This window comes from Achromobacter sp. GQ309 (assembly GCF_059759315.1).
In genome coordinates, this window is record NZ_JCAXDP010000006.1 from 261,238 (window position 1) to 281,155 (window position 19,918).

Below are 19,918 nucleotides of genomic sequence, written 5' to 3' on the forward strand. Positions count from 1 at the left end.
TTCCTATTTAGAATAATGACCTCACCTCAGCACACCCGCCGCCGCTTCTGCGCTGCGGCGTTGGGCGCCGCCCTCCTGCCGCGCCTTGCATCCGTCCAGGCCGCCACGCGCGAACGCCGAGCCCAACTGACCCTCGCGGGACCGGGCGCCGTGGTCAGCTATCCGCTGATGCACATGGCGGCCACCGGCGCGCTGGCCGATCACACCGACAAGCTGCGCTTCCGCTTGTGGCAGACGCCGGACCAGTTGCGCACGCTGCTGGTGAACCGCGACGTCGAGTTCAGCGCGGCGCCCAGCACCCTGCCCGCCCTGCTGCACAACCGCGGCATGCCGGTGCGCCTGTTGAACATCTCGGTCTGGGGCATTCTGTGGCTCGTCAGCCGCAACCCCGACGTCAAGACCTTCGCCGACCTGGCGGGACGCGAGCTGGTCGCGCCCTTCCAGCGCGATCTGCCCGCCGTGCTGCTGGACACCTTGCTGCAGGCCCAGGCCGACAAAGGCTTGGCGCCTGTCTCGCTGCGCCGCACCCGCGACGGCCAGGACGCCATCGCCCTCATGCTGAGCGGACAGGCGGAAAGCGTGCTGCTCGTCGAACCCATGGCCTCGCTGCTGCTGTGGCGCGCGCAACAGGCCGGCGGCATGGCGCTGCACCGCGGCCAGAGCCTGGAAGCCGCGTGGCGCGGCAGCTTTCCCGAACAGCCTTCATTGCCGCAAGCCGGCGTCATGGCCGGCGCAGACGTGGCGGACGATACCCCGCTGTGCCGCGCGGTGGACGCCGCCTACGCCGCGTCGGCGCGCTGGTGCGCGGCCAACCCCGAGGCCTGCGCCGACCTCGTGCGCGAACACCTTCCGCACCTGCCCGCGCCGGCTGTCGTGACTGCGATTCGCGGCACGCGGCTGGACAGCCGCAGCGCCCACGATGCCCGTCCCGAGCTGGAAGCGCTGTACCGCCTGCTGGCCAGCCGCTTTCCGCAGGCCATCGGCGGCGAGCTGCCCCCTGTCGGCTTCTACGGACCATGAGCGCCCCCGCCGCAAGTCCCGCGCGCACGTCGCGCGGCTGGAGCGTGGCCGGCGTCCTGCTGTTGCTGCTGGCATGGCACCTGACCGCCCGCCATCTTGGCCCGCTGCTCATGGCCACGCCCTGGGACGCGCTGCGCGCCATCGGCCCCCTCGTGCGCAGCGAACAGTTCTTCGCCAACGCAGGCGTCAGCCTGATGCGCATCGGCGTGGGCGTGCTGGCCGGCGCCTCCATCGGCTTCACGCTCGGCGTGCTGGCCGGGCACAGCGCGCGCCTGCGTGGCCTCATCGAACCTGTGCGCTGGCTGCTGATGGCCGTGCCGCCCGTGGTGATGGTGGTGCTGGCCATGCTGTGGTTCGGCATGGGATCGCCCATGGTCATCTTCATCACGACGCTGATGATGGCCCCCGGCATGTACGTCAACACCGTCAAGGGCATGCTGCACGTGGACCGGCGGCTGATGGAGATGACGCACGTCTATCGCTACGGCCCGTGGCTGCGCCTGCGCCACCTCTACCTGCCCGCGCTCAGCGCGCCGCTTCTGGCCGCCCTGCTCATCGCCCTGTGCGGCGGCGTGCGCCTGGTGGTGATGGCCGAAGTGCTGGGCGCGGAGAACGGCATCGGCTATGCGCTCGCCAATGCCCGCAGCACGTTCGACACCGCCGAACTCTTTGCGTGGGTGCTGCTGATCTTCGGCCTGGTCGCCCTGCTGGAATTTGCGCTGCTGCAACCGTTGCAGCGCCGCCTGGGACGCTGGATGGAGCCGAGCCATGCTTGAAATGCAAAACCTCGTGCTGCGCTTTGGCGCCCAGCCGGTGCTGGCCCGCATCGACCTGCAACTGGCTGCCGGAGAACGGCTGGGCCTTGCCGGCCCCAGCGGCGCGGGCAAGAGCTCGCTGCTGCGTCTGGCGGCGGGACTGCTCGCGCCCACGGCAGGCACGCTGCGCAACACGTTCCGGCATCCGGTGCTGATGTTCCAGGAGCCGCGCCTCTTGCCCTGGCGCAATGCGCGCGACAACGTGGCGCTACCGCTGCGCGCCACCGGCCTGCGCATGGCCGACGCCCGCGCGAAAGCGGATGAATGGCTGGCCCGGGTCGGGCTGGTGGGCGCGGGCAATGCCTGGCCGGGAGAGCTGTCGGGCGGCATGGCGCAGCGGGTCTCGCTGGCCCGCGCGCTGGCGCTGGAGCCCGACCTGCTGCTGCTCGACGAACCCTTCAGCGCGCTCGACCCCGCGCTGCGCCGCCAGCTCTCCGCGTGCTGCAACGAAGAAGTCGCGCGCCTGGGCGCGGCCCTCATCTGCATCAGCCACGACCCGCAGGAACTGCTGGGCTTGGTCGACCGCTGCGTCATGGTCGGCAACGGCCGCCTCGAACCCGTCTCGATCAGCGGGTCTATTGGCAGCCCGCAGCGCGCCGCCGACGCCGAACGCCTGCACGCCCTGCTGCTCGACTCAAGGAAGCAACCATGACCTACCTCGCCCTGCACATCGTGCATCTGTTCGCCGCGTTGATCTTCATCGGCACCGTGATCTTCGAAGTGCTGTTCCTCGAACCCGTCGCCCGACGCCTGCCCGCCGAGGTGCGCCGCGCGCTGTCGCAGCAACTGGCGCCGCGCGTGCGCGGCGTTATGCCCTGGGTCCTGGTCGTGCTCTACGCCTGCGGACTGGGCATGGCCTGGCACTACCGCGCCGTGCTCGCCAGCCCTGGCAGCTCGGCCTTCGCCGCCTTGCTGCTCTTGAAGATGGCGCTGGCCGGCAGCGTGCTGCTGCACGTCATTACGGCCATGACGCTGGCGCGCCGCCAACGCCTGCACGCCGCGCTTCGTTCACGCGTGCATCTGAGCGTGTTCTGTCACATGGCCGGCATCGTATTGCTGGCCAAGACCATGTTTCACATTTCCTGGTAACGCCCAGGCCCGTCCTTCGTGGAATCCATCTGATGTCTACCCCTGTCCTGCGCCAGCTCGCATTCACCCTCACCCTGAGCGCCCTCGGGCTGTCCGTCGCCGTGGCGCAGGATGCGCCGTCGCTGGCCCCCGTCGTCGTTTCCGGGACCACCATCCCCAATGCACTGGAACCCAGCGTGCAACGCACGCAAGCCGAACTGCAGGCCGTGCCCGGCGGCACCAACCTGATCCAGCCGCAGCAGGCGGTGCGCCTGATCACGCTGCGCGACGCGCTGGAATACCAGCCCGGCGTCATCGTGCAGGAATTCTTTGGCGGCCTGGACCAGCCGCGCCTGAACATCCGCGGTTCCGGCATCCAGAGCAACCCGCTGTCGCGCGGCATCCTGCTGATGCAGGACGGTCTGCCGCTCAACGACGCGGACGGTTCCTTCATCATCAGCCTGCTCGAACCACGCAATGCCGGCATCATCGCCGTGCGGCGCGGCGCCAACGCGCTGGCCCCCGGCGCCAGCACACTGGGCGGCGAGGTCGACTTCCAGTCGCTCACCGGCACGCAGGGCGACTTCATCCGGCTGGGCGGCGGCAGCTTCGGCACCCGCAACGTCACGCTGGCCAAGGGCTTTCAGGACGAGCGCTTCGACGGCCGCTTCGCCTTCGGCTACGACAAGTCGGACGGCTACCGCCACCACTCGTCGTCCGAACGCACCAGCTTTCAAGGCAACGTCGGCTTCCGGCGAGGCCTTTTTGAAAACCGCACCTATCTTTCGTACACGGACCTGAAGTTCGACATCCCCCAGCCGATCCCGAAGGCGCGCATGTACGAGGACCCGCGCAGCGTGCTGGGCGACGGCAATTCGCCGCAGGATATTTCCAACAACGTCTACAACCGCGACCCGCACCGCGACACCAACCAGTTCCGCCTGGCCAACCGCAGCTTCTGGGGCACCGAGGCCTTCAACCAGACCGCCGGCGTCTACTGGCAGCACACGAACGACGACTTCACCAATCCCCAGGTCGCCAACGTGACCGACAGCGACACCTATGGCATTGCCTGGCAACTGAACGGCAAGATCGGCACGGTGGACTACCGCGCCGGACTGGACTGGCAGCGCAGCAACATGGACCGCGACCTGTACGCCATCCGCCCGTCCGACGGCCAGCGCCTGCAACGCTTTGGCAACTACGACCTGCGCGCCGAGAACCGCAGCGCGATGGTGGGCGTGGACTGGCACCTTACGCCGCAGTTCAGCGTGGTGGGTGACGTCAAATACACCGTCGCGGTGCGTGACGCGCACGAGCGCAACAGCGGCAAGACGCTGGATCAGGATTGGCGCTACGCCACGCCGAAGCTGGGCGTGATCTGGCAGCCGGCCGCGACGCAACGCTGGTACGCCAATGTCAGCCGCAGCAACGAAGTGCCGACCTTCTGGGAAATCGTCAACGGCGAAGTCGCCGCGCCGATGAACCCGGCCACGGCCAGCACCTCCATGAGCAAGCTGGACCTGCAACGCGCGCTCACGTATGAAGTCGGCGGCGACGGCACGTTCACCGTCGCCGGCCGTGACCAGCACTGGAGCGTGTCGCTGTACCGCAGCAAGGTCGACGACGAGCTGATGTCGGTCACCAACGAAAACGGCACGCCGGCGGGCACCTACAACTACAACGGCCGCACGCGGCACCAGGGCATCGAAGCCGGCCTCTACGGCACGCTGCCCTCGCCCGGCGAAGGCATGTTCGACTACCGCATCGCCTACACGCTCAGCGACTTCCGCTTCCGCAACGGCCAATACGAAGGCAACCGCATCGCCGGCGTGCCGCGCCATCTGCTGAGCGCCGAAGTCATGTACCGCATCGGCGGCTGGCGCTTCGGCCCCAACGTGCGCTGGCTGATGAGCGACACGGAGACCAACCACGCCAACGCGCCCGGCACACAGCAGGAAGCCTATGCGCTCCTTGGCTTCAAGATCGCCTACGAGCACGACGCGCACTGGAGCGGCTACGTCACGGCCGACAACCTCACCGACAAGACCTACGCCAGCAGCTACGCCATCCGCAACACGGCCACGCCCGCCATGCCCATCTTCCTGCCGGGCAACGGCCGCGCGTTCAGCGCGGGTGTGGCGTACAAGTTCTGATGGCGGACCGTTTGCCTTAGAACTCCGTGCTCACGGACAACAGCACCGTCAGCGGCGCGCCGACCGTCAGACCTTCGCGCGCCGCGGACTGCCAGTAGTTCTTGTTCAGCACGTTCTCGACCATCGCACGGATGACCACGGGCTTGCCGTTGGCGTTGAAGGCATAGCGCGCGCCCACGTCGAAGCGCGTCCAGCCCGGAATCTCCTGCGTGTTGGCGACGTCGACGATCTGCGAGCTGGTTCGCAGCATCCGCGCGGTCAGCGTCAGGCCCGGCACGAATGGCGTGTCCCATTCGGCTGCCGCGTTGAATTGCAGACGCGGCACGGCCGGCGCGCGATTGCCGTCGTTGACGCCGCCCTCGGTACGCGTCAGGCGCGCATCGGTATAGGCCACGCCGCCCAAAAGGCGCACGCCGTGCGTCGGCTCGCCCTGCACCAGGAATTCCAGACCGCGGTTGCGCTGCTTGCCATTGGACACGTAGCGCAGGCTGGCAGGATCCAGATAGCTGCTGGGACGCTCGATCTGGAACGCGCTGAGCGTCGTTTCAAACTGGCCGAAATCGTACTTGGCGCCCAGTTCGAACTGCTTGGAGATTTCAGGCGCGAACACTTCGCCCGCGTTGACGGCGCCTTCGGGCGCCGTCCCGCCCTGGCTCAGGCCCTCGATGTAATTGCCATACAGCGCCAGCCGCTCCGTGGGTTTGACGGTCAATGCAAACGCCGGCGTGACGGCGGACTCGTTGTAGTTCGACGTCTGGCGACCGCTCATCGCGTCGAAGTTGGTCGACTCCACGCGCTGGTGCCGCACGCCCGCGATGAATTGCACGCGATCGTCGGCCATCGAAATCGTGTCGGCCAGCGCAATGCTGACCAGCCGAGAATCGCTGGCCCGCGGCAGATCCGACGGCCGCGCGATGTTCGGCTTGGGCAGGTCCGCGGGGTTGTAGATGTTGGAAAACACCGTGCTGGACCGGATTCGCGCCGCCGAATAGTCGATGTCCAGCACGCTGGCGCTCAGCGCCGGCTCATGCTTGAGCGGGCCGGTCTGCAGGCGCCCCCGCACGCCGATTTCGCCCGTCTTGCTCAGCAGCGACTCGTTCAGGCGGGCCGGCACCGCGCCGATATCACCCGCTTCGTTCAGCATCAGCCAGCTGGTCTGCATGCTTTCAAAGTCGTGCTTGCGCGCGCCCACTGCGCCGTAGACGGTCCAGTCCGGCGACACGTCGTACTCGGCGCGCAGCGCGCCCGACCATTCCTTGGTCTTCCAGTAGGTCCACGACGGAAAGAAATTGCGGCGCGCGTCCGGCGCCCGGCCGATGTCCACGCCCGACGGCGGCGGAAACAGCAGGCCGCTGCGCGCATCGGTGGTGCGGTTCTGGTAGTTGATGTCGCCTTCCACGCGCAGGCGCTCGCCCTGGTAGTCCAGGCCCAGCGCCACGGCGCCCAGGTCTTCCTTCGCGCCGTCCATCGGCAGGTCGCCGCTGCTGCCGGCCACGTTCAGGCGCACGCCCCACTCCTGGCTCTCGCCATAGCGGCGCGACAGGTCGGCGTGCGCGCCGAACTGGCTGTCGCCGATGTAAGACACGGTAAAGCGGTTCAGCGGATCGGCGCCCGCGCGCTTGGGCACGAGGTTGATTGAGCCGCCCACGGAACCGTAGGGCGCCATCCCGTTCAGCAAGGCATTGGGACCGCGCAGCACTTCGACGCGCTCCACCCCGATCAGCGAACTCGAATTGCGCGGCGACACGCCGTACAGGCCATTGAACGACACGTCGTAATTGAACAGCGTGAACCCGCGGATGTTGAACTCGTCGCGCCCCGCACCGCGCGAGTAGGTATTGCGCACGGTCGGGTCATTGACCAGCACGTCGCCGATGTTCTGCGCCTGCTGATCCTCGATCAGCTTGGCGGTGTACTGCGTCGCGCTGAATGGCGTGCTCATGTCGTCGCGGTCGCCCAGCAGGCCCAGACGTCCGCCGCGCGCCACCTGGCCGCCGGGGTAAACCGGCGGCAAGCCGCTCGCCAGCCCGGAGGCCGTCACCGTCACGGGTTCCAGCGTGGTGGTCTGGCCGGCGGGCAACACGCTCAGGCGATACTGGTTCGGCGCCTCGCGCGTGGCGCGCAGTCCCGTTCCGGCCAGGGCCTGCTCCAGCGCCTGATGGGGGGTGTAGCGGCCGCGCACGCCATTGCTCTGGCGGTCGGCCACCAGCGACGGCTGCGCGGCCAGCAGGATGCCGGACGCGTTCGCCAGCCGCGTCAGCACCTGGTTCAGCGGCGCGGGGGCAATGTCGAAGGTCATCAGATCCGCCACGCCGGTCGTCGCGGGCGCGGCCTGCGCGTGGGCCGTCGGCCCCCAGACGGCGGAAACGGCCATCGCCAGGGCCAACGGCAGGCCCCAGGACGGGATGCGCCGGCGACGGAAGGCCAAGGCGCGTGCGCGGTTCACGGGAAAGGCCGCGGCGGCGGAAGAAGGACGGTGGGACATGACGGGACCTGTGCTCTCGTGCGTAAGTTCTGGAAGGGAGAGCGGCGCGCCAGCCATGCGGATTGCAGGGCGCGAGCGGCTCTTACTGTCCTTATTCGAACGAGCGGGCAAAACCCGGAACCGTTTCGCGGAAATTTTTTCAGGCGCGCGCTTCGAGGCTGATCCACCAGGGCATCGTGCGGCGCACGCGCACCGGCAATACCGAGGCCAGCATGTCCAGCGCGCGGTCGGTCTCGCGGATGGGATAGCTGCCGAAGACGTGCAGCCGCGCGATCTCCGGCGCCACGGCCAGGTGGCCGAAGTGATAGCGGCGCAATTCGGCCACTACGTCCGCCAGCGGCGTGTTGTCGGCCACCAGCACGCCGCGCGTCCAGGCCTCCCGGGCGGGGTCCACCGGCAGGAAGCCGTCCAACGTGTCCGCCGTAAACCGCGCCTGTCGCCCCGCCGGCACGATGCCGCTGGCGCGGCTGGCGGCCGTGTCGACCCGGACGGCCCCTTCGTGCACGGCCACCACCACGCCGTCGTCCTCCCCACGCACGGTGAAACGCGTACCCAGCGCCTGGAGCCGGCCCTGCGCGGTGTCGACCACAAAGGGTCGGATCGGGTCCGCGGCGGTCTGGATCAGCAGCTCACCGGCGACAAGCTGCAGGCGGCGCAACGTGGCGCCATAGTCGACATCGAACGCGCTCAGCGCCTTCAGCCAGACCTGGGTGCCATCGGCCAGCGCGACGTGGCGCGTTTCGCCCAGCCCCGCGCGATGGTCCGCGCCCCAGGTCGAGGCCGCCAGGGGCAAGGGCGTCTGCCGCCACGCCGTCCACCCCAGGCTGGCGATGCCCAGGGCCCCCGCCATCCCCAGCAGCAATTGCCGGCGAGCGCGCGGCCGGGCCGACGCGGCCTGCCCGAACGCCGTCACGGCGGCGTCCCGGTCAGGACTGGATTGCAGCGGGGAAAACCGGCGGCCAATGCGTTCGACGTAGCCCCAGGCCTCGCGGTGTTCCGCCGCGCGGTCGATCCATTGCTGCCATTGCTGGCGCTCGGCGGCCGACGCATCGCCGGATCGCAGCAACGCATACCACTCGGCGGCTTGCTCCATCGCGCGATGAGAGGGCTCGCGCGCCTGCGCGGCGCTCATGAGGCGGCCGCCTGCGATGCCGCGGGCATCTGCAGCAGGCCGGCCGGCTCGTCCGCATGTCCTGCCGCCAGGCGCGCCTCAAGCTGCATGCAGCACAGCATGGCCTGGGCGACGTACTTGCGGACCATGCGCGACGACACGCCCAGCACGTCCGCCACTTCCTGGTCGGTCATCTCGCACGCCACCGCCATGACGAAGGCGTGGGCGGTCTTGGGCGGCAATCCGCGCAGCATCGCGTCGATTTCGCCCAGGGCCTGCAGCACCATGGCCTGATCCTCGGCCGAGGACACCGTGGGCTCGGGCTGCGCCGCCAGGGCGTCCAGCCAGGCTTGCTCCAGGTCGCGGCGGCGCCACAGGTCGATGCACATGCCGTTGGCCATCCGGCGCAGATAGGTCCGGGCATGGCGGGCGTTGTCGAACTTGCACGGGCGCGTCAAGAGGCGCACGAACGCGTCGTGCGCCAGGTCGGCGGCGTCCGCCGCGTTGCCCAGACGCCAGTTCACCCAGGCCAGCAGCCAGCCGTGGTGATTGCCGTATAGGCTCTCGAAGTCCTGGGATGCCCCTTCCGATCCGCTCACGATCCCGCCCGCACGCGATACCGCTCACATTGCTTATTAATGCGAACGGTTATCAATTAACAAAGCGCAGATTATGGACCGGGGTGGCGAGGTTTGGCAACGGGGGTTTAGGCGATAATCCCGCTGCCCCGACGGGCCTGGCGAAGCCGGCACACAGCCGCGAAGGAAGCGATGAACTGGGACGATGCAAGGATCTTTCTGGCGCTGCAACGGGAAGGCACCCTGCGGCGCGCCGCGCGCGTGGCCGGCGTCGATCAGGCCACGATCGGGCGGCGCATCGCCACGCTGGAACACACCCTGGGCGCGACGCTGTTCCTGCGCAGTTCCACCGGATACACGCTCACGCCCACGGGTGAAAGCGTGCTGCGCGCCGCCGAACGCATGGAGCAATTTGCCCACGACCTGGTGCGGCAGGCCCAAGGCACGGACGGGCGGCTGGAAGGCGAGGTCAAGGTTGCGACGACCGACTCGCTGGCCATGGAATTCGTCATACCAGCCATCGCGGCGCTGCACGTGCAGCACCCTGCCGTGCGTGTCCGCTTGAACGTGTCGACCCAGATGGCCAATCTTGCCCGGCGCGAGGCGGACATCGCCATCCGTAACATCAAGCCCGAGAACCCGGATCTCGTCGCGCGCCAACTGGCCCGCTGGCCAGTGGGCCTGTACGCCAGCGAGCAGTATCTGGAACTGCGCGGCACGCCGGCGGAAGGCGAGGGCCTGCAAGGGCATGACCTGGTGTACTACCAGCCCTACCTCGAAGGCGGCCGCGCGCCCACCATCGTCGGCGAACCGGCCCAGGCAGGCTGCATCGTGGCCACGGCCAATTCCAGCCTGATGCTGCGCGCCATGATCGCCGACGGCATCGGCATCGGCGAACTGCCCGTGCCCATGGCCGAACGCGGCGGACTCGTCCGCCTGTGGCCGGCGCGCGAACGCGCAGGCGGCTTTCCCGTGTGGCTGGTGACGCACCAGGACCTGCGGCACACGGCCCGGGTGCGGGCATTCATCGACGCCGTCGCAAAGCAGTTCGACCCGCCGCCGCAATAGGCGGCGATAGTCAGCGACGACTGCCAGCGGTTATTGCCTACGATTACTGCCGCATTTTTGCATTGGTCGAATTGCAAAATGCTGCGTGATTGCAGCGCACGGGTTACCTATACTTTTTCGCAGGCCGGTCGGTTTCGCCCGGCGTTCGAAGCGTGAGGTTCCCCATGTCGCATTCATCCGCCGTCGCACCCTCCGCGACGCCAACCCCCGTGGCAACACCGCCCGTAGCAGGCACCGCTGCATGGCGGTACGTCCTTGCCGGGTTCGCCGCCAGCCTGGCCAGCATCGGCCTGGCCCGTTTCGCCTACGCGCCGCTGGTCCCCGCGCTGATCCAGGCGCACTGGTTCTCCTCGTCCAGCGTCGTGTTCCTGAGCGCTGCCAACCTGACCGGCTATCTCATCGGCGCGCTCATCGGCCAGCCCCTGGCGCGGCGCCTTTCCAGCACACAGGTGCTGCGCGTCATGATGGCGCTGGTCACGCTGGCCTTTGCGGCGTGCAGCCTGCCGCTGTCGATCGGCTGGTTCTTCGGCTGGCGTCTTGCCTCGGGCATCGCGGGCGGCGCCATCATGGTGCTGGCCGCCGCGACGATCCTGCCGCATGTGCCGCGCGCGCGGCGCGGACTGGCGGGCGGCGCCATCTTCCTGGGCATCGGCGTCGGCATTGCAGGCTCCGGCACAGTCGTGCCGTGGCTGCTGGGCATGGGGCTGCAGGCGGCATGGCTAGGTCTTGCCGCCATCTCGGCCGCGCTGACCCTGCTGACCTGGCGTGCGTGGCCAGCGCATGGCGCCGCGTCGCGCCGGTTGGCGAACCCCGTGGCGGATACGTTTTCCCCTGCCCGCCAGCCCTCCGATCACCGCGCCGGCGTCTTCCTGCTGTTCGGCCAGTATGGGCTGATGGCGGTAGCGCTAGTCCCGGCGATGGTCTTCCTGGTGGACTTCGTCGAGCGCGGCCTGGGCGCGGGCGCCGCGGCCGGCGCGCGCTTCTGGATTCTCTACGGCGTCGGCGCAATGGTGGGCCCCCCGCTTTACGGCTGGCTGGGCGATCGGCTTGGCCCGCGCCAGGCCCTGCGCGTCGTGCTGGCTGTTCAGGCGATGGCGATGGGCGCCTTGAGCTTCAGCCACCACCATGCATGGCTGGGCGCCGCCGCGCTGGTAGCGGGCACCTTCCCGCCGGGCATCGTGCCGCTGGCGCTGGCGCGCATCCACGACCTGATTCCGCACGATGCCTTTGCGCAAAACCAGGCCTGGAGCCGCGCAACGGTCAGCTTTGCGACCTTCCAGGCGTTGGCCGGTTACGGTTACTCGGCCGTGTTCAGCGCCAGTGGCGGCCAGCACCGGACGATGTTCGTCATCGGCACGGCGGCGCTGATCATGGCGGTCCTGGCCGAGGCCGGCGCGGTGGAAAAGTTGATCGGCCGGCTGCTGCAAGGCAGTCCCCAGCCCTGCGGCCCTGCGCCCGATTGCCGATGACACGCACGCCCGGCGCCTGCCGGGCGTACACGAAGGCTCATCCCAGATACTCCACATTCCCGCACACCGAGATGCTCTGCCCGCTGATCATCGCCCCTTGATCCGAGCACAGGAACACCACCTGATTCGCCACATCTTCCGGACGCGTCATGCGGCGCAGCGACACCTTTTCCACAAGCTGCTCTCGCATCGCATCGTTGCTGACCCCGCCGGCCTCGGCGCGGGCTGCGATGATGCGCTCGACCCGGTCGCCCGACACCACGCCCGGCAGCACCGAATTGACGCGGATGTTCGACGGCCCCAGCTCCATCGCCCAGGTCTGGGTCAGCCCGGCCAGCCCGAACTTGCTGGCGCTGTAAGGCGAACGCAAAGAAAAGCCCAGGCGCCCCGCCACGGACGAGATATTGACGATGGCGCCGCCGCCCGCGGCCCGCAGCAGCGGCACCGCGCTGCGCGCGCACAGGAAAGTGCCGGTCAGGTTGACATCCAGCGTGTTGCGCCAGGCGTCCAGCGTCGTGTCCTCGAGCCGGCTGGTCGGCCCGGACACGCCCGCATTGTTGACCAGCACATCCAAGGCGCCCCACCGCGCGCCCAGCGCCTCGAACATCGCCAGCACCTGCGTCTCATCAGACACGTCCGTCCGGCTGGCGCTCAACGCAGGCAGGCTTTCTTGCGCCGTCTTGAGCGCCCCTTCGTCCACGTCGCAGATATGCACGTCGGCGCCCGCATCCACAAACCTGCGCGCGATCGCCAGTCCGATGCCCTGCGCGCCCGCGGTGACCAGCACGCGGGCGCCTTTCAATGATTCGGTCATGTCATGTCCCGATGTACAAGTGGCGGCAGCGCGGCTCGCGCGCCGCGCCGCCAGACGGTTACGTCACAGTGCGAACTCGGGACGGATGCCGCTTTTCAGCGGCAGGCCCATGATCTCGCGCGCCTCGGCGGGCGTGGCCGGCTCCATGTCCATTTCGCGGATGATGCGCACGATGCGCTCGGTCAACTGCACGTTGGTGGCCAGTTCGCCATGCCGGTAGTACAGGTTGTCCTCCAGCCCGACCCGCGCGTGGCCGCCCAGCAGCAGCGCGCTGATGTTGGCCTCCAACTGCGACGGCCCGATGCCGCTGACGCAGAAGACGCTGTTCTTGGGCAGCAGGTCCACCATCATCTGCAGATGCCGCGGCGAAAACGGCATGGCGTTCTGGAAATTGCGATGCACGTTCATGACCAGGTTGATGAAGTGCGGGCCTTCGTCCAGGTCCTCGTTGATCAGCGTCGTCACGTCCTGCAGGATGTGCGTCGGACTGAACACCTCCCACTCGGGCTTGATGCCGCGCGCCTTCATGCCGGCGGCCAGCTCGCGCCCTTTGCTGAGCGGCGTGTTCATCAGGTATTCGCGGTCGCCGAACGCCAGATTCAGCGTGGTGGCGTCCAGCGTGCACATCTCCGCGCCCGCGTCCATGCCCTTCAGACGCTCCTCCCACAGAATCTCCCACGTGCCGGGCGAGGTCTCGCCGACCATGTCGCCATGCACCCCACCGCCCGTGGAGTTGTTCAGCACGATGTCGCAGCGCTCGCGAATCAGCTGGTTCATCTTCCGGTAGACGGCGGCGTCGCACGTCGCCAGATCATCCGCACGCCGCGCATGCAGCGCCACCACGCTGGCGCCCGCGTTATAGCAGCGGTAGACATCCTCCGCGATCTCCGCGGGCTGCGTCGGCAGGTGCGGATTCTGGCTTTTCAGGGCCATGCCCCCGGTTGGGGCAATGGTCACGATGACTTTGCGTTTGGCCATGCGAGTTCTCCTAGGATTTCCACAGCGCGCAGCGGCTTTCGGACTGCTTCGTGAAGGCCTCGTTGCCGTCGATGGCCTGCACCACCGTGAAGTAATCCCACGGCTCCTTCGACTGGTCCGGGCTCTTGACCTGCAGCAGGTACATGTCATGCACGACGCGGCCATCGGGACGCACCACGCCGTCCTTGATGTACATGTCGTTCAGCTTGTTCTCGCGCAAGTAAGCCAGCACCTTGTCGGCGTCATCCGTGCCGGTTGCCTTGACCGCGCGCAGGTACTGCAATGCCGCCGAATAATCGGCCGCCTGCAGCGACGACGGCATGGCCTGCCGGCGGTCGAAGAACTTGCGGCTCCACGCGCGCGTCTCGTCCGACGCATTCCAGTACCAGCTGTCGGTCAGGTACATGCCCTGCGCGGCCGGCAGGCCCATCGCGTGGATGTCGTTGATGAACATGATCATGCCCGCCAGCTTCATCGACTTGGTGATGCCAAACTCGTTGGCCGCCTTGATTGAATTGGTCGCGTCCGCACCCGCATTGGCCAGCGCCAAAATCTCGGCCTTGCTGCTTTGCGCCTGCAACAGGAATGACGAGAAATCGCTGGCGGCCAGCGGATGCTTCACACTACCCACGACCTTGCCGCCGCCGGACTCAACCACCTTGGTGGTGTCGGCCTGCAGCGCGTGCCCGAAGGCGTAGTCGGCCGTCAGGAAGTACCAGCTCTTGCCGCCCGCCTTAACCACCGCCGCGCCCGTGCCGCGCGCCTGCGCCACGGTGTCGTAGGCATAGTTCAGCGTGTAGGGCGTGCATTGCTCGTTGGTCAGCGCGGGCGCGCCGGCGCCGACCACGATGATCGGCTTTTTCTTGTCCGCCGCCACCTTCGACATGGCCAGCGCCGTGCTGGAATTGGTGCCGCCGATCAGCATGTCCAGGCCGCGCTGGTCAAACCATTCGCGCGCCTTGGCCGAGGCCACGTCGGCCTTGTTCTGGTGGTCCGCGGTCAAAAGCTCGATCTTCTTGCCGTTGATCTGCCCGCCCATTTCCTCGATCGCCATCTTGATGGCTTCGGCGCCGCCAGGACCATCCGGCCCCGAGTAGACGCCGGACATGTCGGTGATGAATCCGATGCGGATCACGTCGTCGGACACTTGCGCCTGTGCAGCCGTGGCGGGCAGCAGCGTGGCGGAAATGGCGCCGGCAATGGCGGTGGCGGACAGCAGGCGTGGCATTGACAACATACCGGTCTCCTCTTATGGTTTTTGGCCCGTGGGCGTCAAACATTCTGCGGTCCGGCTGCCCCTGCGGACAGTCATCACGTTGACAAAGAACCCTAGGGTTTACCTGGGCCGCATACCACCTCCAGACAGGGAATGAACATGCGCGAACCGCCTGCCCTGGCGGGCAACGACGCGTCCGCCGTGAATCGCAGGCCGGCGCGCAGTGCCGTGGACAAGATGCTCGACGTGGTGCCCTGGTACAAGGGTCTGCCCGAACTCGAGCGCGATGTGGTGCGCGCCGAACTGCGGACGGTGTCGCTGGCGACGGGCGAATACCTGTTTCGCGCGGGGTCCCGCTCGCCTGGCTGGTATGGCGTGGTCGAAGGCCTGGTGAAGTGGTCGTCCCCTGGCACCGATGGCCGCACGTTGTCGCTGGCCGGATTCAGCACGGGAAGCTGGTTCGGCGAAGCCACCATGATCCGCCGCGAACGCTTCGAGTACGAAGTCGTCGCCCTGCGCCCCAGCCGCATCGTGATCCTGCCGCGCGACACCTGCGAACGCCTCTGGAACAACAACATCGAATTCACCAAGGCGCTGATGACGCATCTGGCGCAGCGGGTGAACTGGCTGATGGGCTGCTACACGGGCAACGTGCTGCTCGACGTCGACACCACGGTGGCGCGCGCCGTTGCGGCGCAACTGGACGCCGAGGTCCATTCGGGCACTAAGGGCCGGTTGCGGATCTCGCAGGAAGAGATCGCGGGCTTATGCGGCGTCTCGCGCCAGCGCTGCAACACCGCGCTGACCCGCCTGGCGCGCGAAGGCGTACTGCAAACGCATTACGGCGGGTTGACGGTGCTGGACAAGGAGGCGTTGTACCGGTGCGCGAAGATCAGCCGCAATCCGGCATAATGCCCGGGCTGCCGCCGCTCACGCGGCGCTGACACGAACGGCAACGCCGCGGCACAGCGCAATCTTGCTTGCTTCGCAGAACTGTTCTGCAGATCGATGGGGTAATCGGCCGGTCGGATAAAAATTATCATCGGCGTATGAGACAACCCCTGGCCGGAAGTCTGATTCCGGTCAACCCAGCCGCCAGCGTCAGAACATAAGAAACCGGCCTGCGGAAGGCACGGTCCCCGCATGGCGGCGGGAACCTGGAGAGAGACAGATGCGCAAGCTCACGCGCCGCGGCTTCATCGCGGCCGGCACCCTCATGATGTTCGCCCGCCCGCTGCGGGCCGCGGCCAAGCCCGTGACCCTGATCGTGCCCTATGCCGCGGGCGGCCCCAACGACAATTTCGCGCGCCTCCTGGCCGAAGGCATGGGCGCCGAGCTGGGCATGAACTTCATCGTTGAGAACAAGCCTGGCGCCAACGGCATCATCGGCGCATCGCAGGTCGCACGCGCGCCCGCCGACGGCAGCATGCTGCTCATGGGCGGCTCCGGCCCCCTGTCGCTGAACATCCTGCTGCGCCCCAGCCTGAACTATGGCTTCGACAGCTTCAAGTCCGTCGCCATGATGTTCGACGGCCCGCTCACGATCACCGTGCCCGCGAAGATGGGTGTCAATTCCCTCGCGGAGCTGGTGGCCTATGCAAAAAAAGAGAATCGCGCGCTCACCTACGGATCGCTAGGCCCCGGCAGCGTCACCGATCTATACGGGCTGATCATGTCCAAGACGCTGGGCATCCCGCTGACCGCCGTGCCCTACAAGAGCACGCCCACCAGCCTGATCGACCTCATCACCGGGCGCAACGATCTCTCCTACATGACGCCCATCGCCCTGGCCGACCACCAGAAGGCGGGCGCGGTGAAGATCCTGGCGCTGACAACCGACCAGCGCGATCCGGCCCTGCCGGAAGTGCCCTGCGTGACGGAACTGGGTTATCCCCAGCTCAAGGCCAGCTATTGGACGGCGTTGCATGCGCCCAAGGGAACGCCCGACGCGATCGTAGAGGCCTATTCCGCGGCCGCCATCAAAACCGTCCAATCCGAGAGCTTCCGAAAGCTGCTCGTGGCCAACGGCCAAACCGAAAAGGCCGGCGGCCCGCAGGCACTGGAAGCGCAACTGGACGCCGACCGGCAATATTGGGGCAAGGTCATCCAGGAAAACCACATCGTCCTCGATTGAGCCAACCCTTCTCCCAATGACAAGCCCGCCAATTTGGCGGGCTTGTCTGTTCAGGCCGATGCGGTCATTCGTTCATTGGATCTGCGCCGGCGCGATGCCGTGCGTGGCGGACTGGAAGTTGATCACCGGACGCGCTTCCCGGCAGGCGGTCCTGCGGATCTTGCCCACGATGAGATCATGCGTGCCCAGTTTCTCGGTGCAGACGATGTCGCACTCGATGCTGGCCAGCGCATCGGGCAGCACGGGCGCGCCATGTTCGTTCATCACCCAACCGCCTTGGGCGAACCGCGCCCTGCCCTGAGGGTTCTTCATGAAGGCCTCGATCACTTCGCCATGGCCTTCTCCCAGGATGTTGGCAACGAAGCGGCCGTTTCGCAGCAGCGGCGCATGCGCCGACGCGGTCTGCTGCACAAAGAATCCGACCATGGGCGGATCGGCGGAAATCGACGTGAGGCTGGAAACGATCATCCCCGCCATGTCGGCCCCGTCGCCCGTGCTGACGGCGCTGATGCCCGCCGGCAGCGAGCGCATCGCCGCCTTGAAGTCATCGACCGACACCACCTCGTCGCAATCGTTGACCACCATGTGCGCGCGGATGTCGCCGCGTTCATCGACCCATCCATGCCGCGCCGCGTAATCCACCATCTTCGAGAAGCTGGCCTCCCACGCCGGATCGCCCGCGTGCTGCGACAGAAAGCGCAGCACCGACGGCGACAGCCGCACGTGCCGTTCGTCCTCGCGCCGGCCAATGCGGGCGATCGCACGTTCGAGCCTATCCGCGGGCTGCGGATCCGCCATGACATCCAGGCGGCCGAAGTCCGCCGCGTCGCGCAGCGCAATCGCGCCGGCATTGCTTAAGTAGATACGCATGTTGGACTCCTTCAGGCAAGGACGGTCGTACTGCCAACTTCCTTGCGGATCGCGGGAATGATCTTGTCGCCCCAGAGTTCGATCTGCTTGAGCATCGTCTTCTGGTCGAAATCGCCAAGCTGCGTTTGCAGCGCGATGTGCTTGGGCCGCAGGATGCTGATCTCTTCCAGCATCTTGTCGATGACTTCATTGACCGACCCCACCGGCAGGTTCTTGCGAAGCTGCTCGAAGGTCGGATCGGTTTCCGACGGCACTTCCTTGACCATGTAGCCGTCGTCGCTCTGCGCGCGGCGGAACTTCAAGCTTTCGGAAATGCGGCGCTGGAAGCGCGCGCAATCCAGATAGGCGTCGATCTCGGCTTTGTTGTCCGACGCGTAGCCGCAGCGCAGGAAGCCGAACTTCACATCGCGATCCAGGTCCTTGCCATTGTCGTCCGCCACCTTTTCCAGCCGGCCTCGCAGCTCGGCGATGGCGTCGTTGCCCTTGAGCAGCGCCGTCACGAACAGGTTGTGGTTTTCGCGCACGCCGCGGCCCAGCGTCACCGGATTGCCCGACGTGATCCACAGCGGCGGCATCGGATCCTGGATGCAGCGCACCGCGATCGAGCTGGGCGGAATCTTCAGAAACTTGCCGTCATGCTCGAAGATCTTCTGCGTCAGACCCTTGGGGATGACGTCCAGGAACTCATTGAAGATCGCGCCCGACTCTTCCAGCTGCACGCCGAAGCGCTCGAACTCGAACTGCTGATACCCGGATCCCACACCCAGTTCCAGGCGACCGTTGGACACCGTATCCACGAAGCCGACCTCGGCCAGGAAACGCGCTGGGTGATACAGCGGCAAAATGCACACCGCCGTGCCCAGACGGATGCGGCTGGTCTTCGCGGCCGCATGCGCCACCGTCATCAGCGGCGACGGCGACAGCGAGTAGTTGTTGAAGTGGTGCTCGGCGTACCAGGCCGTGTTGAACCCGGCTTGCTCGGCCGCCACCGTCTGCTCGATGGAGTTGTTGATGACTTGCGCGGAGGACTGGTGGTAACCTCGTTGCTGCGCCAGAATGAATACGCCGAATTCCATTGTGTCTCCTCATTGATGCTTGAATCCTTGAGGAAATTCTAGAGGCCGGTAGTCATGGGCTGGAATACAAGAAAAGCGGCGTTCTGTGCTGCATAAAGTGGAGGAATGATGGACAGACTGCGCGCAATGGAGCTCTTTCTGTCGATCTCGAAGACCGAGAGCTTCTCGGAAACCGCGCGCCAGTTCGGCATCTCCGCCACCTCGGTGTCGCGCATGATCACCGACTTCGAAAACGAGCTCAACGTGAAGCTCCTGCTGCGTTCCACACGGCAGGTCGTGCTGACCGAAGCGGGCCAGGAATACGCGCGCCAACTCGAAACCATCCTCTGGAACATCAACGAGGCGCACCGCAACATCACCGAAATCCGCGCCGCGCCCAAGGGCATCCTGCGTGTGCATTCGCGCATGATGTTCGGCCTGGGCGTGCTGCCGCAGCTGGTCGCCGCGTTCCGCGAGGCCTATCCCGAGATCCACATCGAACTCGTGCTGTCGGAAGCCAAAACCGATCTGCGGCGCAATAACTTCGACATCGACTTTCGCATCTCGCCGCCCGTCGAGGCCGGCTTGAAGCGGCGCATCCTGTTCAAGAGCGAACGCTACCTGGTGGCCTCGCCGGCGTACCTGGCGAATCGCGAACTGCCTACGCGGCCCGCGGATATCGCGCAGCATGACTGCCTGGCGTATCTGCTGCCCGGCGACCAGACCTGCTGGCGCTTCAAGCAGGGCGACGCCATCGACGAGGTGCTGATCAAGCCGCGGCACGTCACCAACAACGGCGTGGCCTTGCTGGAACTGGCCCGGCTGGGCGAAGGCATTGCGCTGCTGGATGACTACACCGTGCACCACGACATCGAGCGCGGCACGCTGGTGCGGCTATGCCCCGATTACCGTGTCACCAACACGACGTTTGAAGAAGGCATGTACGCCACCATCCTGGATACCGCCATGATCCCCGTGAAGATCCGGCTGTTCCTGGACTTCGTGGCCTCGCACGTATCCGGCGCGGAACTGCGCTTTGCGGCGTACGGCAAGCCGGCCGCCAGCGACTGACGCGCCGGCA

The 19,918-nt window shown here is 66.9% G+C and carries 18 protein-coding genes; 10 read left to right on the forward strand and 8 right to left on the reverse strand.

The annotated features are described in order from the left end of the window. The first annotated feature begins 15 nt into the window (after nt 1-15). The 5 genes from AC6CIE_RS20400 to AC6CIE_RS20420 are packed head-to-tail and all read left to right on the forward strand — an operon-like array spanning nt 16 to nt 5,059. On the forward strand, nt 16-1,020 hold the full coding sequence (locus AC6CIE_RS20400) for an ABC transporter substrate-binding protein (RefSeq protein WP_498093637.1): 1,005 nt from the start codon (nt 16-18) through the stop codon (nt 1,018-1,020). Then, on the forward strand, nt 1,017-1,796 hold the full coding sequence (locus AC6CIE_RS20405) for an ABC transporter permease (RefSeq protein WP_105240696.1): 780 nt from the start codon (nt 1,017-1,019) through the stop codon (nt 1,794-1,796). The genes AC6CIE_RS20400 and AC6CIE_RS20405 overlap by 4 nt, the downstream gene beginning before the upstream one ends. Then, nucleotides 1,789-2,487: an ATP-binding cassette domain-containing protein gene (locus AC6CIE_RS20410; protein WP_498093639.1), complete on the forward strand. Its 699-nt coding sequence runs from the start codon at nt 1,789-1,791 to the stop codon at nt 2,485-2,487. The genes AC6CIE_RS20405 and AC6CIE_RS20410 overlap by 8 nt, the downstream gene beginning before the upstream one ends. Continuing rightward, nucleotides 2,484-2,924 (forward strand): CopD family copper resistance protein, encoded by a 441-nt coding sequence (locus tag AC6CIE_RS20415; protein WP_498093641.1) that lies wholly within the window; start codon nt 2,484-2,486, stop codon nt 2,922-2,924. The genes AC6CIE_RS20410 and AC6CIE_RS20415 overlap by 4 nt, the downstream gene beginning before the upstream one ends. 32 nt (nt 2,925-2,956) lie before the next feature. After that, nucleotides 2,957-5,059: a TonB-dependent receptor family protein gene (locus AC6CIE_RS20420; protein ID WP_498093643.1), complete on the forward strand. Its 2,103-nt coding sequence runs from the start codon at nt 2,957-2,959 to the stop codon at nt 5,057-5,059. A 16-nt stretch (nt 5,060-5,075) separates the two neighbouring features. On the opposite strand, the gene AC6CIE_RS20425 is transcribed toward AC6CIE_RS20420, so the two are convergent. From AC6CIE_RS20425 to AC6CIE_RS20435, 3 genes are all read right to left on the reverse strand, one after another. Then, the gene (locus AC6CIE_RS20425; RefSeq protein ID WP_498093645.1) at nt 5,076-7,544 is read right to left on the reverse strand and encodes a TonB-dependent siderophore receptor; all 2,469 of its coding nucleotides are present in this window, start codon (nt 7,542-7,544) and stop codon (nt 5,076-5,078) included. A gap of 139 nt (nt 7,545-7,683) precedes the next feature. Continuing rightward, nucleotides 7,684-8,676, reverse strand: a complete 993-nt coding sequence (locus tag AC6CIE_RS20430; RefSeq protein ID WP_175184740.1) for a FecR family protein — start codon at nt 8,674-8,676, stop codon at nt 7,684-7,686. Then, nucleotides 8,673-9,254 (reverse strand): sigma-70 family RNA polymerase sigma factor, encoded by a 582-nt coding sequence (locus AC6CIE_RS20435; protein ID WP_498093647.1) that lies wholly within the window; start codon nt 9,252-9,254, stop codon nt 8,673-8,675. Before AC6CIE_RS20435 ends, AC6CIE_RS20430 begins: the two co-directional genes overlap by 4 nt. A 171-nt stretch (nt 9,255-9,425) precedes the next feature. On the opposite strand from AC6CIE_RS20435, the gene AC6CIE_RS20440 reads away from it, so the two are divergent. Together AC6CIE_RS20440 and AC6CIE_RS20445 are read left to right on the forward strand one after the other, a co-directional pair. Next, nucleotides 9,426-10,301: a LysR family transcriptional regulator gene (locus AC6CIE_RS20440; RefSeq protein WP_498093649.1), complete on the forward strand. Its 876-nt coding sequence runs from the start codon at nt 9,426-9,428 to the stop codon at nt 10,299-10,301. 164 nt (nt 10,302-10,465) lie between these two features. After that, nucleotides 10,466-11,770, forward strand: coding sequence for a YbfB/YjiJ family MFS transporter (locus AC6CIE_RS20445; RefSeq protein ID WP_498093651.1), 1,305 nt, complete (start codon nt 10,466-10,468; stop codon nt 11,768-11,770). Nucleotides 11,771-11,807: 37 nt separating this feature from the next. Here AC6CIE_RS20445 and AC6CIE_RS20450 read toward each other — a convergent pair whose 3' ends face one another. The 3 genes from AC6CIE_RS20450 to AC6CIE_RS20460 form a co-directional block, all read right to left on the reverse strand. Beyond that, nucleotides 11,808-12,584 (reverse strand): SDR family oxidoreductase, encoded by a 777-nt coding sequence (locus tag AC6CIE_RS20450; protein WP_498093653.1) that lies wholly within the window; start codon nt 12,582-12,584, stop codon nt 11,808-11,810. 63 nt (nt 12,585-12,647) lie between these two features. Beyond that, nucleotides 12,648-13,562 carry a beta-keto acid cleavage family enzyme gene (locus tag AC6CIE_RS20455; protein ID WP_343737946.1) on the reverse strand — a complete coding sequence of 305 codons (915 nt, stop codon included), beginning with the start codon at nt 13,560-13,562 and terminating at the stop codon, nt 12,648-12,650. Nucleotides 13,563-13,572: 10 nt separating this feature from the next. Continuing rightward, complete coding sequence (locus AC6CIE_RS20460; protein ID WP_239211942.1) at nt 13,573-14,790, reverse strand: ABC transporter substrate-binding protein; 1,218 nt, start codon at nt 14,788-14,790, stop codon at nt 13,573-13,575. Between the two features lie 147 nt (nt 14,791-14,937). Here AC6CIE_RS20460 and AC6CIE_RS20465 point away from each other — a divergent pair, with 147 nt between their 5' ends. Continuing rightward, nucleotides 14,938-15,690 carry a Crp/Fnr family transcriptional regulator gene (locus AC6CIE_RS20465; RefSeq protein ID WP_239211271.1) on the forward strand — a complete coding sequence of 251 codons (753 nt, stop codon included), beginning with the start codon at nt 14,938-14,940 and terminating at the stop codon, nt 15,688-15,690. Nucleotides 15,691-15,949: 259 nt separating this feature from the next. Next, a complete protein-coding gene (locus AC6CIE_RS20470) occupies nt 15,950-16,912 on the forward strand; it encodes a tripartite tricarboxylate transporter substrate binding protein (RefSeq protein ID WP_367353235.1) in 963 nt (320 codons plus the stop codon). A 72-nt stretch (nt 16,913-16,984) separates the two neighbouring features. Here AC6CIE_RS20470 and AC6CIE_RS20475 read toward each other — a convergent pair whose 3' ends face one another. After that, the gene (locus AC6CIE_RS20475; RefSeq protein ID WP_175122390.1) at nt 16,985-17,782 is read right to left on the reverse strand and encodes a flavin reductase family protein; all 798 of its coding nucleotides are present in this window, start codon (nt 17,780-17,782) and stop codon (nt 16,985-16,987) included. A gap of 11 nt (nt 17,783-17,793) precedes the next feature. Continuing rightward, nucleotides 17,794-18,858, reverse strand: coding sequence for an LLM class flavin-dependent oxidoreductase (locus tag AC6CIE_RS20480; RefSeq protein WP_175184744.1), 1,065 nt, complete (start codon nt 18,856-18,858; stop codon nt 17,794-17,796). 108 nt (nt 18,859-18,966) lie between these two features. Here AC6CIE_RS20480 and AC6CIE_RS20485 point away from each other — a divergent pair, with 108 nt between their 5' ends. Continuing rightward, a complete protein-coding gene (locus tag AC6CIE_RS20485; protein ID WP_175122797.1) occupies nt 18,967-19,908 on the forward strand; it encodes a LysR family transcriptional regulator in 942 nt (313 codons plus the stop codon). The last annotated feature ends 10 nt before the right edge of the window (nt 19,909-19,918 follow it).

What these genes read in the sequence shown, in the direction of transcription:
- AC6CIE_RS20460 (WP_239211942.1), bottom strand. Translation starts at nt 14,790, where the DNA reads ATGCCACGCCTGCTGTCCGCCACCGCCATTGCCGGCGCCATTTCCGCC.
- AC6CIE_RS20470 (WP_367353235.1), top strand. Translation starts at nt 15,950, where the DNA reads ATGCGCAAGCTCACGCGCCGCGGCTTCATCGCGGCCGGCACCCTCATG.
- AC6CIE_RS20430 (WP_175184740.1), bottom strand. Translation starts at nt 8,676, where the DNA reads ATGAGCGCCGCGCAGGCGCGCGAGCCCTCTCATCGCGCGATGGAGCAA.
- AC6CIE_RS20410 (WP_498093639.1), top strand. Translation starts at nt 1,789, where the DNA reads ATGCTTGAAATGCAAAACCTCGTGCTGCGCTTTGGCGCCCAGCCGGTG.
- AC6CIE_RS20425 (WP_498093645.1), bottom strand. Translation starts at nt 7,544, where the DNA reads ATGTCCCACCGTCCTTCTTCCGCCGCCGCGGCCTTTCCCGTGAACCGC.
- AC6CIE_RS20400 (WP_498093637.1), top strand. Translation starts at nt 16, where the DNA reads ATGACCTCACCTCAGCACACCCGCCGCCGCTTCTGCGCTGCGGCGTTG.
- AC6CIE_RS20415 (WP_498093641.1), top strand. Translation starts at nt 2,484, where the DNA reads ATGACCTACCTCGCCCTGCACATCGTGCATCTGTTCGCCGCGTTGATC.
- AC6CIE_RS20485 (WP_175122797.1), top strand. Translation starts at nt 18,967, where the DNA reads ATGGACAGACTGCGCGCAATGGAGCTCTTTCTGTCGATCTCGAAGACC.
- AC6CIE_RS20440 (WP_498093649.1), top strand. Translation starts at nt 9,426, where the DNA reads ATGAACTGGGACGATGCAAGGATCTTTCTGGCGCTGCAACGGGAAGGC.
- AC6CIE_RS20420 (WP_498093643.1), top strand. Translation starts at nt 2,957, where the DNA reads ATGTCTACCCCTGTCCTGCGCCAGCTCGCATTCACCCTCACCCTGAGC.
- AC6CIE_RS20455 (WP_343737946.1), bottom strand. Translation starts at nt 13,562, where the DNA reads ATGGCCAAACGCAAAGTCATCGTGACCATTGCCCCAACCGGGGGCATG.
- AC6CIE_RS20405 (WP_105240696.1), top strand. Translation starts at nt 1,017, where the DNA reads ATGAGCGCCCCCGCCGCAAGTCCCGCGCGCACGTCGCGCGGCTGGAGC.
- AC6CIE_RS20445 (WP_498093651.1), top strand. Translation starts at nt 10,466, where the DNA reads ATGTCGCATTCATCCGCCGTCGCACCCTCCGCGACGCCAACCCCCGTG.
- AC6CIE_RS20465 (WP_239211271.1), top strand. Translation starts at nt 14,938, where the DNA reads ATGCGCGAACCGCCTGCCCTGGCGGGCAACGACGCGTCCGCCGTGAAT.
- AC6CIE_RS20450 (WP_498093653.1), bottom strand. Translation starts at nt 12,584, where the DNA reads ATGACCGAATCATTGAAAGGCGCCCGCGTGCTGGTCACCGCGGGCGCG.
- AC6CIE_RS20475 (WP_175122390.1), bottom strand. Translation starts at nt 17,782, where the DNA reads ATGCGTATCTACTTAAGCAATGCCGGCGCGATTGCGCTGCGCGACGCG.
- AC6CIE_RS20480 (WP_175184744.1), bottom strand. Translation starts at nt 18,858, where the DNA reads ATGGAATTCGGCGTATTCATTCTGGCGCAGCAACGAGGTTACCACCAG.